The sequence below is a fragment of the Modestobacter italicus genome (assembly GCF_019799965.1).
GTDB lineage: Bacteria > Actinomycetota > Actinomycetes > Mycobacteriales > Geodermatophilaceae > Modestobacter > Modestobacter italicus_A.
Genome location: NZ_JABGCJ010000002.1, coordinates 140,802 through 156,534 on the forward strand (window position 1 = coordinate 140,802; position 15,733 = coordinate 156,534).

A 15,733-nucleotide genomic window follows, 5' to 3' on the forward strand; every position below is an offset into this window, starting at 1 on the left:
CCCCACCACTCGCGAGCTCGCGGCGGGGCCCTGCAGCGGGGCCGTGCAGGGTCCCGTAGCGAGCTGCGGGGGCGAGGGGGTCCTTCCTCAGGGGCAGCCGGTGTTCCAGCCGGTCAGCGCGGGCCAGTCGTGCTCGAAGCCCAGGACGCCGTAGCGGCCGGTCGCCAGCGGGAACAGCGCGCCGCGCTCCGGGCCGAAGCCGAGCCACCGGGCGGTGAGGATGCGCAGCAGGTGCCCGTGCGCGACCACCGCGACGTCGCCGTCGGCCAGCAGCGGGCGCACCCGCTCCAGCACCCGGTCGACCCGCTCGGCGACCTGGGCGAGTGACTCGCCCGGGGTGTCGCCGGGCTCGGTGCCGTTGGCCCACAGGGACCACGACGTGCCCAGCTCCTCGCGGATCTGCGGGGTCGTCTTCCCCTCCCACCGGCCGTAGTCGACCTCCACCAGGTCCGGTTCGAGCACCGCCTCGATGCCGCCGTCGAACAGGCCGGCCAGCTCCGCGGTGCGCCGCGCCCGGACCAGTGGGCTGACGAACGCGTGGGTGATCTCCCGCCCCGCGAGCACCGGCTTCAGCCGCCGGGCGTCGTCCTCGCCGCCGGGCAGCAACGGCAGGTCGGTCAGGCCGGTGTGCTGCCCGCTCCTGCTCCACTCGGTCTGTCCGTGCCGGACGACGACCAGCTCACCCACGACGTGCCTCCTCTGCGGGGACCGGTCGGGTCCCCACCTCGTTGTCGGTCTCGGTGCGGCCACCGGCGGACGCCGTGCCCGCGACGGCCATGACGACCACTGCGCCGAGGATGACCAGCAGCGGCAGCGTCCAACCGCCGGTCGCCTCGTGCACCGCCCCGATGACCAGCGGGCCGGTCGCCGCGACGACGTACCCGCCACCCTGCACCATCGCCGAGAGCCGCCGGTTCTCGGTGAGGTCGCGGGAGCGGCGGACGATGGCGATGAAGACGACGGTGATGCCGCCGCCCTGGGCGATCCCGGCCAGGCAGCACCACAGCGCCCACAGGCCCGGGGCCGCCAGCAGCCCGAGCGGCAGCGCCGCCCACACGACGGTGACCGCCAGCAGCACCAGTGCCGGCCGCTTCCACCAGGCCACCAGCGCCGGCACGGAGAACGCCCCCACGACGGCGAACACCTGGAACAGCGAGGAGCTCGCGCCGGCGGCTGCCCGGGACATGCCGTTCTCGTCGGACAGCAGGGTGGGCAGCCACGCCGTCGCCCCGTAGTAGCTGAACGCCTGCCCGGCGAAGGCGAGGGTGAGCCCCCAGGCAGCCGGCTGGCGCCAGACCGAGCGGCCGGGCGCGACCGGCGCGCGGGGCGGTGGCGCCGTGCCGGCCGCCTCGGCCGCCGCCGCTCGTGCGGTCTGCTGGCGCAGCGCCGCGGTCCACACCGTCGCCGCGACGACGACCAGCAGCCCCCACGAGGCCAGCGCCGCCTGCCAGCCCACCAGGTCGGCCAGCGGCGCGGTGAGCGCGGAGGTGAGCGTGGACCCGACGTTGAGCGCGGCGGTGTACGCGGCGGTGACCACGTTGGTGGCGCCGGGGAAGTCGCGGCCGATGACCACCGGGACGACGACGTTGCCCACCGTGATGGCCAGGCCGATCACCACGGTGCCGGCGACGGCGGCGCCCGGGCTGCCCAGCGAGCGCAGCAGGGTGCCGGCGAGCACCCCCGCCATCGACACGACGACCGCCCGGTGCACCCCGGTCCGCGCGATGAGCAGCGAGGCCAGCGGCGCGGCCAGGCCGAAGCAGAGCACCGGGATGCTGGTCAGCAGCCCGATGGTCCCGGCGCCGACCCGCAGGTCGGCGCGCAGCGCGTCCACCACGGGGGCGACCGCGACCAGCGGTCCACGCAGGTTCAGCGCGACCAGCAGCACACCGGCCAGCAGCAGGAGCGGCAGGGCCGCCGTCGCGCCCCGTCGTCCTCGTTGCACCGGTCCACCTTCCTCCTCCGGCGGGCCGGTGCCCGACAGCGGGGTGCCGATGTGCAGCCGGTCACATGAGGCGGTGTCGGGAAGGGGAGGCAGGCCCGTTCGCTTGTGCGCAACGAGACCCCCGCGGCGCGGACCGGGGGCTGCCGACCCCAGGAGGACGCATGACCACCGCCACCACCCCGCTCACCTTCGACCTCGGCGGGGACCTCACCGTCCACCGCCTCGGCTACGGCGCCATGCAGCTGACCGGCCCCGGCGTCTGGGGCGAGCCGGCCGACCGCGCGGGCGCGCTCGCCGTCGTCCGGGCCGCCCTCGAGCAGGGCGTCGACTTCATCGACACCGCCGACTCCTACGGCCCCCAGGTCAGCGAGCAGATCATCGCCGAGGCGGCCTTCCCGTACCCCGACGGCCTGGTCATCGGCACCAAGGCCGGGCTCACCCGCACCGGCCCGGGCGTGTGGCCGCCGGTGGGCCGCCCGGCCTACCTCAAGCAGCAGGTCGAGCTGTCGCTGCGCAACCTCAAGGTCGACCGGATCGACCTGATCCAGCTGCACCGCATCGACCCCGAGGTGCCGCTGGCCGACCAGCTCGGTGCCTTCGCCGAGCTCAAGGAGGAGGGCAAGGTGCGCCACATCGGCGTCTCCGAGGTCTCCGTCGACGAGCTCGAGGCGGCACGGGAGATCACCGAGATCGTCAGCGTGCAGAACCTGTACAACCTGACCAACCGGCAGTCCCAGGACGTGCTGGACTACGCGACCGCCGAGGGCATCGCCTTCATCCCGTGGTTCCCGATCGCCACCGGTGACCTGGCCAAGCCCGACAGCCCGGTCGCCGCGGTCGCGAAGGAGCTCGACGCCACCCCGGCGCAGGTGGCGCTGGCCTGGCTGCTCCAGAAGTCGCCGGTCATCCTCCCCATCCCGGGCACCAAGTCGGTCGAGCACCTCACCGAGAACATGGGCGCCGCGCAGCTCACCCTGTCCGCCGACGAGGTCGCCCGCCTGGACGCCCTCGCCTGAGGTCGGACCCGCTGCCCCACCACCCGCAGGCTCGTGGCGGGCCCTGCAGCGGGGTCGCTCCCGCACCGTCCCGGTGTCCACGGCACGAGCCGTGGGCGCCGGGACGGTGTGCGTCGTGGGGCGGGTCAGCCGTCGCTGGTGCTGGCGCCGCCCGGCTCCGGGACGCCGGTCTCGTCGCCCGGGTCCGGCTCCTCGGGGGAGACGGTGGCCTCAACGTCGACGGTGCCGGCGTCGGCGAACTCCAGCGTCACCGGGACCGCCTGCGACGAGCGCAGGCTCTGGGTGAGCCCGACCAGCGTCAGCCGCGCCACCCCGTCGTCACCGAGCAGCACCGTCTCACCGGCCGGGATGGTGATGTCCACGCCGTCGGTGCCGTCGGCGTCGCGCACGTCGGTGAACCCCGCGCCGGTCACCCCGACCAGCCGGGCCTCGGTCGGGCTGGTGTTGCTGATCGCCATCTGCAGCTCGACGTCCGCGCCGGCCTCCCAGACACCGTCCGGGGGGTAGGGCAGCTCGACGTTGGTCACCTTGACGTCCTCGCTGACCCGTTCGTCGGCCATGGCGTTCCCGCCCGGCACCTCCACCCCAGGGGTCTCGCTCGGCACGTCGCTGGTGCACGCGGTGGTGGTCAGCGCGGCGGCCAGCGCCAGCGCCGGGGCCCAGCGGCGGGCGGTGTGCTCGCTCATCGTCGTCCTCTCCGTCGTCCTCGCTCGTCTGCCCCGTCGGGTACCCACGGGGGGCCGACCGAGGACGACGGGGGCCCCGACGTCATCTGTTCGTAAGGTCCGGCGGTGCGCCGGCCGTGCCGGCGCGGCACCATGGCCGGGTGGACACCGATGTCTTCCGCCAGGTCAAGGACGCCGTTCGCCAGCTGGTGCGGGAGGTGGTCGTCCCCCGCGAGGAGGAGATCGACCTCCACGACCGCATCCCCGACGAGCTGCGCACCGCCGCCGCCGAGATGGGGCTGTTCGGTTACGCGCTGCCCGAGGAGCACGGCGGGCTCGGCGTCACGATGAGCGAGGACGTGCAGCTGGCCTTCGAGTTCGGCTACACGACGCCGGCGTTCCGCTCGCTGTTCGGCACCAACAACGGCATCGCCGGTCAGGTGATCGCCAAGTTCGGCGACGAGCAGCAGCGGAAGACGTACCTGCCGCGGCTGGCGGCCGGGGAGCTGATCGGCTCCTTCGCGCTCACCGAGGCCGAGGCCGGCTCCGACCCGGCCGGCCTGCGCACCACCGCCCGCCGGGACGGCGACGAATGGGTGATCAGCGGCGGCAAGCGCTACATCACCAACGCGCCGATCGCCGACCTGTTCGTCGTCTTCGCCCGCACCGACCCGGCCGAGCGCGGCGGCCGCGGCATCTCCACCTTCGTCGTCGACGCGGCCGCCCTCGGGGTGACCGTCGGCCCGCGGGACAAGAAGATGGGCCAGTCCGGCGCGTGGACGGCGGAGGTGTTCTTCGACGAGGCCCGGGTGCCTGCTCCTGCGCTGATCGGCGAGGAGGGCCGCGGGTACGCCAAGGCGCTCACCGTGCTCTCCCGGGGCCGGCTGCACATCGCCGCGCTCTGCGTCGGGATGGCGCAGCGGGTGCTCGACGAGTCGGTGGCCTACGCCGCCACCGCCAAGCAGGGCGGGGCGCCGATCGGCCGGTTCCAGCTGGTGCAGGCGATGCTCGCCGACATGCACACCGAGCTGCTGGCCGCCCGCAGCATGGTCGTCGACGTCGCCGCCCGCTACGACTCCGGTGCGGACACCTCGGTCGGCCCCTCGGCGGCGAAGCTGTTCTGCAGCGAGATGGTCGGCCGGGCCACCGACCGGGCCGTGCAGGTGCACGGCGGGCTGGGCTACCTGCGCACCACCCCGGTCGAGCGCTTCTACCGCGACGCCCGGCTGTACCGGCTCTACGAGGGCACCAGCGAGGTGCAGAAGGTGATCATCGGCGGCGCCCTCCTCCGCGCCGCCGGCATGCCCAGGAACTAGCCCCGGCCCCCGTGCAGGGGCCCGCCACGAGCTCGCGAGTGGTGGGGGGCGCGGGGGTCCTTCCTCAGGCGGGGGTGTGCTCAGGGCCGGTGCCGCCGTGCAGCAGCGGGCCGGTGTGCCCCTGCCCGCTGCCCAGCGCGGCCACGAACTCCCGCAGCAGGTCGCCACCGTTGTGCGTGGCTCGCCAGCCCAGCTCGGTGCGCGCCCGCGTGGTGTCCAGCGGCGGCACGCCCAGGCCGAGGTCCAGCCAGCCCGGCTCGATCTGCAGCACGCGGGCCAGGAACGCCCCCTGCATGCCGGCGCGCAGCACGGCGGCCGGCACCGGCACCCGCCGGACGCCGAGGGCCCGGGCCAGCCCGTCGGCATCGAAGTTCGGTGGCGCCGAGAGGTTGAACGCCCCGGGTGCCCGCCGGTCGATGATCCGGGCGATCGCGTCGGCGACGTCGTCGGCGTGCACGAAGCCCAGGTGCAACGAGCCGGGCAGCGGGAGCGGCAACAGCTTCGCCACCGGCGCGGGGAGCGCGCGGGCCGCCGGGAACAGCACCGGGCCCAGGAAGTACCGGCCGATCTCGCTGGCGGCGTCGGGCTGCAGCACCAGCGTCGGGCGGGTCACCGAGACGGTGACGTCGGGGTGCGCGGCGTCGAACTCCCGCACCATCCGCTCGCACTCGACCTTCTGCCGGCTGTACTGCGAGCTGGGCACGCCGGTGGCCGGCCAGTCCTCGCCCACCGGGTGGGTCTGCGGGCCGGCGGCGTAGGTGCCGATCGAGGACATGTGCACCACGTGCGGCACACCGGCCGCGCCGGCGGCGGCCAGCACCCGGCGGGTGCCCTCGATGTTCACCGCGTGCAGCACCTCGGGCTCGCGGTCGGGGATGAGCGCCCAGGCCAGGTGCACGACGGCGTCGACCCCGTCCAGGAACTCGGCCAGCACCGGCTCGCTGTCGGGGGACTGCAGGTCCGCGGAGTACCAGCGCACGCCGGCGTAGGGCTCGGTCTGCGGAGGCCGCCGCCGGGCGAGGCCCCGGACCTCGGTGACGCCGGCGTCGGCGAGCCGGCGCAGCAGCGCCGTCCCGACGTTGCCACTGGCGCCGGTGATCGCCACGGTGGTGCCCGGGAGGAGCCCGCTGGGTGTCTCAGCCATGTGCAGCCGCTACCCCCGACGCCCGGTCGTCACCCGTCCCCGGGCCGCTGGGGTGGTGGCAACCTGCGCGGGCCGGCCTCGGCGGGCCGCGGTCGGTCCTCCGGGTGCATCCGCACCGCGACCAGGGCGACGTCGTCGGCGGCGTTCTCCGGCACCAGGCGGGCCAGCAGGGTGTCGCAGAGCTCGTCCAGCGGCGTGCCGCCCAGGTCGGCCAGGGCCGACTGGAGCGCGGCGAGCCCCGCGTCCAGGTCCGAGCCGCTGCGCTCGACCAGCCCGTCGGTGAACAGCAGCAGGGTGGTGTGATCGGGCAGCGGCGCCTCGTGGTCGGCCCGGACGACGTCGGGTGCCACGCCCAGCATCAGGTCCGGGCGGGTCTCCAGCAGGGTGCTCGTGCCGTCGGGGGCCAGCAGCAGCGGCGGCAGGTGGCCGGCGCTGACCCAGCGCAGCAGCCGGCTCGCCGGGCCGGGCAGGTCGGGGCGTGCCTCGATCCGGGCCAGCAGCACGGTGGCCATCGTGCTCACCGCCAGACCCTCCGCGGTCAGCTCGGCCCGCTGCAGGACGGCGGGCAGGCTCCCGGCGTGGTCGTAGGCCAGCGCCCGCACCAGCCCGCGCCACTGGCCCATCGCCGCGGCCGCCCGGCTGTCGTGCCCGACCACGTCACCGATCACCAGGACCGTCGCCCCGTCGGGCTGGAGGAAGGCGTCGTACCAGTCGCCGCCGACCTGGGCGCCGTGCGTCGCGGGCTGGTAGCGCACCACGACGTGCAGGTGGTCCGGCTCCGGGGGCGGGGTCAGCAGCGCCTGCTGCAGCCGGTCGGACAGCGCCCGCTCGGTGGCCGCCTGCAGCTCCAGGCGGCGCAGCTCGGCGGCCTGCTCGGCGGCGGCCCGCCGGTCGGTGAGGTCCCGGAAGGAGACGACCACCCCGGTCACCGCGCCGTCCTCGACGGTGGGGACGGCGACCAGCTCGACCGGCACCGGCGTGCCGTCACGGCGCCAGAACACCTCGTCGTCGGCGACCACGCGGTCGCCGGTGCGCAGTGCCTGCCAGATCGGACACTCCTCCACCGGGTACGGCGTCCCGTCGAGCCGGCGGCCGTGGATCAGGGTGTGCTGCTCGCCGCCCAGCTGCTCCGCCCGGCTGCGGCCGGTGATCCGCTCCGCGGCCGGGTTGACGAACTCGACCCGGCCGTGGGTGTCCAGGCCGTAGATGCCGTCGGCGGTGTTGGCCAGCACCTTCTCCGACAGCTCCAGCGCCCGGGACAGCTGCGCCTGGACCGCGCGCAGGTCGGCGAGGTCGACCGACCGGGCGGCGTCCACCCGGCGCAGCGCATCGGCCTCGGCCCGAGCGGCGGTCGCCTGGGCCGAGGCCCGGTCGGCGACCTGCTGGTCGGTGACGTCGGTGCCGTTGGGCAGCAGGTAGCTGACCCCGGTGGCCTGGTCGTGCACCAGCTGCAGGGTGAGGTCCAGCCGGCGCTCGGTGCCGTCGGCGGTGAAGTACGACGTCCGTGCGCGCACCGGCTCGCCGCCGGCGGCGACCTGCGCGCACCACGCGCGGACCTGCTCGGCCACGGCCGTGCTGCCGGCCCACCACCCGGTCGCCCAGAACGGCCGGCCGATCTCCTCGGCCGCGGACAGGCCGCAGGCCTCGAACGCCTGACGGTTCGCGTCGAGCAGGGTGCCGTCGGTGCGGCAGATGGCCAGCAGCGCCAGGGCGGTGTCGTCGAGGGCACGGAACCAGGCCGGCGCCGACCGGTCGGCGGCGGTGCCGTCGGCCGGGGAGTGGGACTGGGGGTCGTCGATGACGCCTCCTGCTCGGAAGGGGTGCGGCCCGGGCCGGGCCGCCGTGACGAGCATGCCCAACACCACCGACGTCGCCGGGGGGTGACCCGGCCGGCCCGTGGGTCAGGTCGGTCCGTGCACCGCCGTCGTCTCCTCCAGCACCCGGCCGCGCAGCTCCGGCAGGCCGGTGGTGGCCACCGCGCCGAGCACGAAGAAGGCGGCGAAGGTGCCGAACACCAGGCCGGTGCCACCGGCGTCGAGCAGCGGGGGGACACACAGCGGTGCGGCGATGGAGGCGATCCGGCCGAAGCCCGCGGCCGCGCCGGCGCCGGTGGCCCGCAGCGGCGTGGGGTAGACCTCCGGGGTCACCGCGTACAGCGCCCCCCAGGCACCGAGGTTGAAGAACGACAGCACCATGCCGGTGACCAGCACCGCGGCTTCCCCGCCCGCGCCGGCGAACAGCGCGGCACCGGCCGCCGAGCCGAGGAGGAACACCGCCAGGGTCAGCCGCCGCCCCCACCGCTCGATCAGCAGCGCGGCCGCGGCGTACCCGGGCAGCTGCGCCAGGGTGATCAGCAGGGTGAAGCCGAAGGACCGCACCAGCGAGAAGCCGTTGGCCACCAGCAGGGTGGGCAGCCAGATGAAGGCGCCGTAGTAGGCGAAGTTGATGCTGAACCACACGCCCCACAGCGCGGCGGTGCGCCGCCGGGTGCCCGCCGCCCACAGCGCGCCCGGCCCCGGGGCCGGCACCGGCTCCGCGGTGGGGGAGGGCACCGGGGCGACTCCGGCGGAGGCCTCGAAGCGACGGACGGCGGCCTCGGCCTCCGGCACCCGGCCGCGGGCCTCCAGGAACCGCACCGACTCGGGCAGCCCCCGGCGGACGACCACCGCGTACAGCGCCGGCAGCGCGCCGAGCGCGAAGGCCCAGCGCCAGCCGGCGTCCCCGCGGGGCACCACCAGGTAGCCGATCAGCGCCGCCAGCAGCCAGCCGACGGCCCAGAACGCCTCCAGGGCGACCACCAGCCGGCCGCGCAGTGCGGCCGGGGCGAACTCGCTGACCAGCGTCGAGGCCACCGGCAGCTCCGCGCCCAGGCCGAGGCCGATCAGGAAGCGGAAGACCAGCAGGGCCGTCACCGACCAGGCCAGTGCCGCCGCCCCGGTGGCCAGCCCGAAGACCAGCAGCGTGACGGCGAAGACCTGCCGGCGGCCGATCCGGTCGGCCAGCAGGCCGCCGAGCGTCGCCCCCAGCGCCATGCCGACGAAGCCGATCGACCCGATCCAGGACAGCTCGGTGGGGCTCAGCGACCACTGCACGGCCAGTGCGGCCATGACGAAGGAGATGAGACCGACGTCCATCGCGTCCAGCGCCCAGCCGACGCCGGACCCGACGACCAGACGGCGGTGCTCCCGGGTGAAGGGCAGCCGGTCGAGCCGGGCGGCACGGGTGAGGACGGGCGGGTCGCCCGGCAGCTGTTCGGTGGTCACCGCACGCCGCCGCCCGCCGGGTGTGCCCGATCAGTCATCCGCGCAGGGTACGGACGCGTGCGGTGACCAGCTCGCCGACGCGTTCGGCGGCCAGCTCCGGGAGCCAGTGGTCGACGTCCTCCAGCACCTCCAGCGCGTACGGCGCGGCGACGAACTCCCGGGTCGCCTCGGTGGCCGCCCGGCCGAGGAAGGCGTCGCGGGCGCCCCACACGTGCAGCGTCGGCACCCGGACCGTGCCCACCGGGGCGCCGGGCAGCGGCAGCGCCCGGTACCAGTTCAGCGCCGCGGTCAGCGCGCCCGGCTCCCGCATCCGCTCGACGTAGCGGTCGACCAGGTCGTCGGGGAGCCCGCCGGAGCGGAGCATCCGGCGCAGCACCGCGCCCTGCCGGGCCAGCAGCAGGCCCTCGGGGACCGCGGGCAGCTGGAAGAAGCCGATGTAGCCCGACCGCAGGCCCTGGTCGCTGTGCAGCACCGCCTGCGTCATCGCGGCCGGGTGCGGCACCGACAGGGCGGTCAGCGTGCGGACCCGCCACGGGTGCCAGGCGGCCAGCGCCCAGGCGGCGACACCGCCCCAGTCGTGCCCGACCACGTGCGCGCTGGACAGCCCGGCGGTCTCCAGCAGGGCCAGCACGTCGTCGACCACCTCGCGCAGCACGTAGGCCGACCGGCCCGGGGGCCGCGCACCGGGGGAGTAGCCGCGCTGGTCGGGGGCGAGAGTGCGCAGCCCGGCCGAGTGCAGTACCGGCGCCAGCCGGTCGAAGGCCCCGGAGTCCTGCGGGAAGCCGTGCAGCAGGACGACCGGCTCGCCGTCGGCCGGGCCGGAGTCACGGACGTCGAAGACCAGGTCGCCCCGGCGGAAGGTGTCCATGCCGAGGTCTCTGCCCGCTCGGCCCCGCTCCCACGCTCAGACGGGCACGACCGCCGGTGCGGGTTCGGGGACCACGTGGGCGAAGACCGACGTGGGCTGCCCGTCGGCGTCCCGGACCACCGAGACCCGCACGCTCACCGGCACCTCCGAGCCGTCGGCGTGCCGGAAGCTGGTGGACAGCTGCGTGCGCCCCGTGGCCCGGGTGAACAGCTCGGTGACGGCGGAGGTCTGCCCGGGCCGGTCGCGCAGCGGCGTCAGGTCCTGCACCCGCTGGTCGCGCAGCTGCTCGCTGGGGGTGCCCAGCAGGGTGGCCAGGGCCCGGTTGGCGCGCAGCAGCGAGCCGTCCGGGCGGGCCAGCAGCATGCCGATCGGGGCGTCGTCGAAGGCGTGCCGGAACATCAGCTCACTGTCGGCCAGGGCCCGGCGGGCCGCGACGGTGGCGGTGACGTCCTTGGACACCGACAGCACCTCCCGCACGGCGCCGTCGTCACCGACCAGCCGGCGGGTCTCGCTCTGCAGCCAGCGCACCGTGCCGTCGCGGTGCACCGCCCGGTGCACGCCCCTGCCCTCGGCGTGGCGGGCGGCGAACTCCGGGTCGACGGCGAGCCGGGCCACGTCGTCGGGGTGCAGCAGCTGGGACACCGACGTCCCGACCAGCTCCTGCGGCAGCCACCCGAGGATGGGGCCGCTGCCGGCCGAGGCGTAGGTGATGACCCGCTCGGGGGTGGTGACGAGCACCAGCTCGTCGTTGCCACCGAGCGGCAGGACGGCGCCCTCGGCCAGCGGCTCGGCCAGCGACCGGGAGGTGAGCAGGGCGGTGAGCCGGGCGGAGGCGGGTTCCGGCCGGCCGAACAGCCAGCCCTGCGCGGAGTCACAGCCCATCGCGACCAGCTGCTGGGCCTGCTCGGTGGTCTCCACGCCCTCGGCACAGACCTGCCGCCCCAGGCTGTGCGCGGCCTCGATGACCAGCCGGGCGAGGACCGCGTCGGCGGTGTCGCTGGTGACCCGTTCGATGAACGAACGGTCGACCTTGACCAGGTGCACCGGCAGTGCCCGCAGCAGGCTGAGCGCCGAGTGCCCGGTGCCGAAGTCGTCCAGCGCCAGCCGGACGCCCAGGTCGCGCACCTGCTGCAGCCGGGCCGCGGTGGCGGCGAGGTCGGTGATCGCCGCGGTCTCGGTGATCTCCAGGCACAGCCGGTCGGGGGCCAGGCCGCTGTCGGTGAGCGCCTGGGTGACGTCGTCGATGAACCCCCGCTGGGCCAGCTGCACCGGCGAGACGTTGACCGCGACGGTCGGCGGCAGGCCGGAGGGGCCGGTCGGCCAGCCGGCCGCCTCCTCGCAGGCGGTGCGCAGCACCCAGCGGCCCAGGTCGACGATCAGGCCGGTCCGCTCGGCCAGCGGGATGAACTGGTCGGGGGGCACCCGGCCCAGCTCCTCGTCCTCCCAGCGCGCCAGCGCCTCGACCCCGGTCACCCGGGCGGAGGGCAGGGAGACGACGGGCTGGTAGTGCAGTGCGAGGGAGCGGGTCTCGATGGCCTGGCGCAGTCGCCGCTCCATCTCGTGCCGCGCCCGGACGGCGGTGGTGTCCTCGGCGTCCTCCAGCAGCTCGGTGCCGAAGTGGGCCACCCGGCCCCGGCCCAGGGACTTGGCCCGGTACATCGCCAGGTCGGCCTGGTGCAGCAGCGCGTCGGGGGAGTCGGCTCCGGCGGCGACGCCCACGCTGGCGCCGAGGCTGACCAGCTGCTCGCCGATCTCGACGGTCCCGCGCGCGGTGAGCACGAAGGGGGCGGCGGCGGTCAGCACGATCCGCTCGGCCAGCGCGGTGCTCTGCGCGGTGGTCAGCGGGGCCTCGGTGAGCACCGCGAACTCGTCGCCGCTGAGCCGGACGACGAGGTCGTCGGTGCGGGCGACGGTGCGCAGGCGGGCGGAGAACTCGACCAGCACCTCGTCCCCGGCGCCGTGGCCGAGGTGGTCGTTGACGTCCTTGAACCGGTCCAGGTCGATGAAGAACAGCACTCCCGAGGTGCCGGCCGCGTGGGCCTGGCGCAGCCGCTCCAGCAGGAACAGCCGGTTGGGCAGCCCGGTGAGCGGGTCGTGCAGCGCCTGGTAGGCGTACTGCTGGGCGAGCTGCTCGAAGACCGCGGTGACCGGGGCGACCCCCAGCCGGCCGTCGGGCCAGCAGACCAGCACCCCGTCGAGCAGGTGGTCACCGGCCGCGCGGCGGTGGATGACCGCGGCGGCCACCCGGGCCACCGGGCAGTCGACCGGGAACTCCAGGGCTGGTGGCGGCGCGCCCTCGGCGACCCGGCGCCGCTGGTGCAGCAGCCGGCCGTAGCCGAGCCGGCCGGTCATGGTCACCTCGAACCACGTCCGGCTGACCAGCAAGGGGGCGCCGGGCGCGTCGACGACGACCCAGCGCAGCGTGGCGTCGCGCCGGAACATGGCGTCCAGGGCCGCCATCGTGGTGCTGGCCGGCACCCGGTGGGCCGGCAGCGCGAGCGACCCGAGGGTCGCCTCGGTCTGGGTCAGGGCCAGCTCTGCGGTGAGCGCGACCTGCAGCACGCCGCCGGGCAGGGCAGCGTCGAGCGTCGTCCCGGTGCTGGTCATCCTCGCTGTGCCTGCCTCTCGTGGTCCCCGTCCGTGGTGACGCGGCCAGTGTGTGGGCGGTTGCACTCCGTGACGACAGCCCCTCACCCATCCGAGTCGATCTTGGTGTGGGGGTGTTTGGTGCACCGGGTGGCGGCGTCGGGGACGATGGAGGAGTGGTGGCGTCCCCGGCAGCAGAGCTGATCGTCCTGGTCGACGAGGACGGGACGGCGATCGGCAGCATGCCCAAGCCGCTGGTCCACCACGGCGAGACACCGCTGCACCGCGCCTTCTCCGCCTACCTCTTCGACGACTCCGGGCGGCTGCTGGTCACCCGGCGCGCGGACTCGAAGGCGACGTTCCCGGGGATGTGGACCAACACCGTCTGCGGGCACCCCGGACCGGGTGAGGCCGACGACGCGGCGATCGCCCGCCGGGCGGACTACGAGCTGGGGCTGACCGTCGACCGGCTGTGCCCGGCCCTGCCCTCCTACCGCTACCGGGCGGAGTTCCGCGGCGTCGTGGAGAACGAGGTGTGCCCGGTCTACCTGGGCCGCTTCGCCGGTTCCCCCGCGCCGGACCCCACCGAGGTGGGGGAGTGGGAGCTGCTGGACTGGGCCGCGTTCCGGGCCCGGCAGGAGACCACCCAGTACGACGCCTGGTCACCCTGGTGCCGGGAGCAGGCCCGGCTGATCGAGGCCGCCGGCCTGCTGGAGGGCCTCGCCACCGCCTGACGGACTGCCCACGACGGCCTCCGGTGCGGGAGCAGGTCCTCCGTCAGGCGTTGACGACCAGCCGCACCGTGCACCCGTCGCCGGACTCGTCCGCCGGGGCCGCGGTCAGGCTGTCGACCGACCGGCGGGCCAGCCACAGGCCCATCCCGCCGACCGCCATGTCGCCGTGCGCCGGCCCGTAGCCGGCCAGCGGGTCCTCGAAGGCCGTGCCGCGGTCGGTCACCGCGCAGAGCAGCCGCTCCGGGGTGCACCAGAGCTTGACGTCGACCGGCGGGATGCCGTGCTCGGTGGCGTTGGCGGTGACCTCGTCGATCGCCAGCACGAAGTCCTGGGCGGCGTCGGGGGACAGGGCGCTCTCGGCCAGCACCCGGTTCAGCGCCCGGCGCAGCGCCCTCATGTCGTCCAGGTCGACCATGGCCAGCGTCGGCTCGGTCTCCTCCAGCGGGTCGGGGATGCCCGCCTGCTGCACCTCCCGGAGCAGCTCCGCCGGCGGCCGGTAGTCCGGGTTGCGCACCGTGCCCTCGCCGGTCAGCAGCCACGGGTGGGTGGCCCGGGCGACGGCCTGGGCGTCGGGGCCGGCTGCGGTCGGCGGCGCCAGCAGGCAGAGGTGGTCGACCGGCCGCTCGGCCAGCACGTGGTTGAGCAGCGCCTCGATCTGCACCCAGGCGGCAGGGTCGGTGTCCGGGCCGCCCGGGCCGGTGACCAGGTGCAGCCGCCGCCCGGTGCCGGGCACCCGTTCGTCGACCAGGCGGGCGATCGCGGCCAGCGCGGCCGGCGGACGGTCGGTCAGCTGCTCGGTCGGCGCCAGGTGGACGTCGCCGGCGTCGTCGATCGCTGCGACCAGCGCAGCCGCCACCGGCTCGGGGCAGGCGATCACCACCGGCTCGCCCGCGGCAACCGCACGGCGCAGGACCGGACCCACGATCGTGGCGACGTCCTCGCCCTGCTCCAGCACGTGGCCCACGTGCCGGTACCCCTGGTGCTCCTCGCGCTGCGCCACAGGACCACCTCCCCGTCGTCTGCTCCGACTGACTGGCTCTGCCCGCGAAGCGTGATCGGGACACATGCGCCGCCGAGGTCACACCCGGAACGAGTGAGCCGGTGGCGCTGTTGCCGACCGTGTGCACAACGACGTCGTGGTGATCGGGGCCGGTCAGGCCGGTCTCGCGGCCGCCTACGGCCTGCGCCGGGCCGGCGCGGACTTCGTGGTGCTGGACGCCGAGGACGGCCCCGGCGGGGCGTGGCAGCACCGCTGGCCCTCGCTGCGCCTGGACCGTGCGCACCGGATCGCCCCACTGCCCGGTCTGCCGCTGCCCGACGCCGACCCCGCCGCCCCGGCCAGCGAGGTCGTCGCCGCCTACTTCGCCGACCACGAGCGGCGCTTCGACCTGCCGGTGCGCCGCCCGGTCGCCGTCCGTGCGGTGCACCGCACCGACGACGGGTTCGTGCTGGCGACCAGCGCGGGTGAGTGGACGGCGCGCGGGCTGGTCAACGCCACCGGCACCTGGACCAGGCCGTTCTGGCCGGCCTACCCCGGCCGGGAGCTGTTCCGCGGCCGCCAGCTGCACGCCGCCGACTACCGCGGCGCCGAGGAGTTCCGCGGCCGGCACGTGGTGGTCGTCGGTGGGGGCACGTCGGCGGTACAGCAGCTCATCGAGATCAGCGAGGTCACCAGCACGACCTGGGTGACCCGGCGGGAGCCGGTCTGGCGCACCGACGGGTTCGACGAGGACGCCGGCCGGGCCGCCGTCGCACTGGTCGACCAGCGGGTGCGCGCCGGCCTGCCGCCGGGCAGCGTCGTCGGCGTCACCGGGCTGGTGGAGACCGAGGCGGTGCTCGCCGCCCGGGCCCGCGGGGTGCTCGACCGGATGCCGGTGTTCGACCGGCTGGACGCCGACGGGGTGGCCTGGGACGCCGACCACCGGCACGTGCGCGCCGACGTCGTCCTGTGGGCCACCGGCTTCCGCCCGGCCCTCGAGCACCTGGCGCCGCTGCGGCTGCGGGCGCCGGGCGGCGGCATCACGATGGACGGCACCCGGGTCGTCGCCGAGCCGCGCCTGCACCTGGTGGGCTACGGGCCCTCGGCCAGCACGATCGGCGCCAGCCGGGCCGGCCCGAGCGCGGCGCGCGAACTGCTCCGGACGCTGCGGGGCGACCTCGCGGCCTGACCTGCCGCCTGAACACGTGTTTCCCGAT

General features: G+C 75.6%; 13 protein-coding genes. 4 read left to right on the forward strand and 9 right to left on the reverse strand.

Going from position 1 to position 15,733, the window contains the following annotated elements; translation table 11 throughout:
- Window positions 1–87: 87 nt before the first annotated feature.
- Together HLA93_RS04735 and HLA93_RS04740 are read right to left on the reverse strand one after the other, a co-directional pair.
- On the reverse strand, window positions 88–687 hold the full coding sequence (locus HLA93_RS04735; protein WP_222193146.1) for a histidine phosphatase family protein: 600 nt from the start codon (window positions 685–687) through the stop codon (window positions 88–90).
- Window positions 680–1,945 carry an MFS transporter gene (locus HLA93_RS04740; protein WP_222193147.1) on the reverse strand — a complete coding sequence of 422 codons (1,266 nt, stop codon included), beginning with the start codon at window positions 1,943–1,945 and terminating at the stop codon, window positions 680–682. Before HLA93_RS04740 ends, HLA93_RS04735 begins: the two co-directional genes overlap by 8 nt.
- A gap of 161 nt (window positions 1,946–2,106) precedes the next feature.
- Between HLA93_RS04740 and HLA93_RS04745 the strand changes: the two genes are divergently transcribed.
- Window positions 2,107–2,961: an aldo/keto reductase gene (locus HLA93_RS04745; RefSeq protein WP_222193148.1), complete on the forward strand. Its 855-nt coding sequence runs from the start codon at window positions 2,107–2,109 to the stop codon at window positions 2,959–2,961.
- 125 nt (window positions 2,962–3,086) lie between these two features.
- Here HLA93_RS04745 and HLA93_RS04750 read toward each other — a convergent pair whose 3' ends face one another.
- A complete protein-coding gene (locus HLA93_RS04750; protein ID WP_222193149.1) occupies window positions 3,087–3,647 on the reverse strand; it encodes a copper chaperone PCu(A)C in 561 nt (186 codons plus the stop codon).
- A gap of 140 nt (window positions 3,648–3,787) precedes the next feature.
- On the opposite strand from HLA93_RS04750, the gene HLA93_RS04755 reads away from it, so the two are divergent.
- Entirely contained in the window at window positions 3,788–4,942 is a 1,155-nt protein-coding gene (locus tag HLA93_RS04755; RefSeq protein ID WP_222193150.1) for an acyl-CoA dehydrogenase family protein, read from the forward strand.
- A 64-nt stretch (window positions 4,943–5,006) separates the two neighbouring features.
- Here the strand turns inward: HLA93_RS04755 and HLA93_RS04760 are convergent, their stop codons facing one another.
- From HLA93_RS04760 to HLA93_RS04780, 5 genes are read right to left on the reverse strand one after another with little or no spacing between them, the layout of a single operon-like run.
- On the reverse strand, window positions 5,007–6,086 hold the full coding sequence (locus tag HLA93_RS04760) for an NAD-dependent epimerase/dehydratase family protein (RefSeq protein WP_222193151.1): 1,080 nt from the start codon (window positions 6,084–6,086) through the stop codon (window positions 5,007–5,009).
- A 29-nt stretch (window positions 6,087–6,115) separates the two neighbouring features.
- Window positions 6,116–7,939, reverse strand: coding sequence for a SpoIIE family protein phosphatase (locus HLA93_RS04765; RefSeq protein ID WP_222193152.1), 1,824 nt, complete (start codon window positions 7,937–7,939; stop codon window positions 6,116–6,118).
- Window positions 7,940–7,987: 48 nt separating this feature from the next.
- Window positions 7,988–9,349, reverse strand: coding sequence for an MFS transporter (locus tag HLA93_RS04770; RefSeq protein WP_308127946.1), 1,362 nt, complete (start codon window positions 9,347–9,349; stop codon window positions 7,988–7,990).
- Between the two features lie 34 nt (window positions 9,350–9,383).
- Complete coding sequence (locus tag HLA93_RS04775; RefSeq protein WP_222193153.1) at window positions 9,384–10,217, reverse strand: alpha/beta fold hydrolase; 834 nt, start codon at window positions 10,215–10,217, stop codon at window positions 9,384–9,386.
- Between the two features lie 36 nt (window positions 10,218–10,253).
- Entirely contained in the window at window positions 10,254–12,824 is a 2,571-nt protein-coding gene (locus HLA93_RS04780) for an EAL domain-containing protein (RefSeq protein WP_222193154.1), read from the reverse strand.
- Window positions 12,825–12,982: 158 nt separating this feature from the next.
- On the opposite strand from HLA93_RS04780, the gene idi reads away from it, so the two are divergent.
- Window positions 12,983–13,537: an isopentenyl-diphosphate Delta-isomerase gene (idi, locus tag HLA93_RS04785; RefSeq protein WP_308127947.1), complete on the forward strand. Its 555-nt coding sequence runs from the start codon at window positions 12,983–12,985 to the stop codon at window positions 13,535–13,537.
- A gap of 43 nt (window positions 13,538–13,580) precedes the next feature.
- On the opposite strand, the gene HLA93_RS04790 is transcribed toward idi, so the two are convergent.
- A complete protein-coding gene (locus HLA93_RS04790; protein ID WP_222193156.1) occupies window positions 13,581–14,537 on the reverse strand; it encodes an ATP-binding protein in 957 nt (318 codons plus the stop codon).
- Window positions 14,538–14,658: 121 nt separating this feature from the next.
- Between HLA93_RS04790 and HLA93_RS04795 the strand changes: the two genes are divergently transcribed.
- Entirely contained in the window at window positions 14,659–15,705 is a 1,047-nt protein-coding gene (locus HLA93_RS04795) for an FAD-dependent oxidoreductase (RefSeq protein ID WP_222193157.1), read from the forward strand.
- Window positions 15,706–15,733: the final 28 nt, after the last annotated feature.

Coding starts and splice junctions, on each gene's coding strand:
- HLA93_RS04745 (WP_222193148.1), top strand. CDS start 2,107: ATGACCACCGCCACCACCCCGCTCACCTTCGACCTCGGCGGGGACCTC.
- HLA93_RS04750 (WP_222193149.1), bottom strand. CDS start 3,647: ATGAGCGAGCACACCGCCCGCCGCTGGGCCCCGGCGCTGGCGCTGGCC.
- HLA93_RS04760 (WP_222193151.1), bottom strand. CDS start 6,086: ATGGCTGAGACACCCAGCGGGCTCCTCCCGGGCACCACCGTGGCGATC.
- HLA93_RS04765 (WP_222193152.1), bottom strand. CDS start 7,939: ATGCTCGTCACGGCGGCCCGGCCCGGGCCGCACCCCTTCCGAGCAGGA.
- HLA93_RS04775 (WP_222193153.1), bottom strand. CDS start 10,217: ATGGACACCTTCCGCCGGGGCGACCTGGTCTTCGACGTCCGTGACTCC.
- HLA93_RS04780 (WP_222193154.1), bottom strand. CDS start 12,824: ATGACCAGCACCGGGACGACGCTCGACGCTGCCCTGCCCGGCGGCGTG.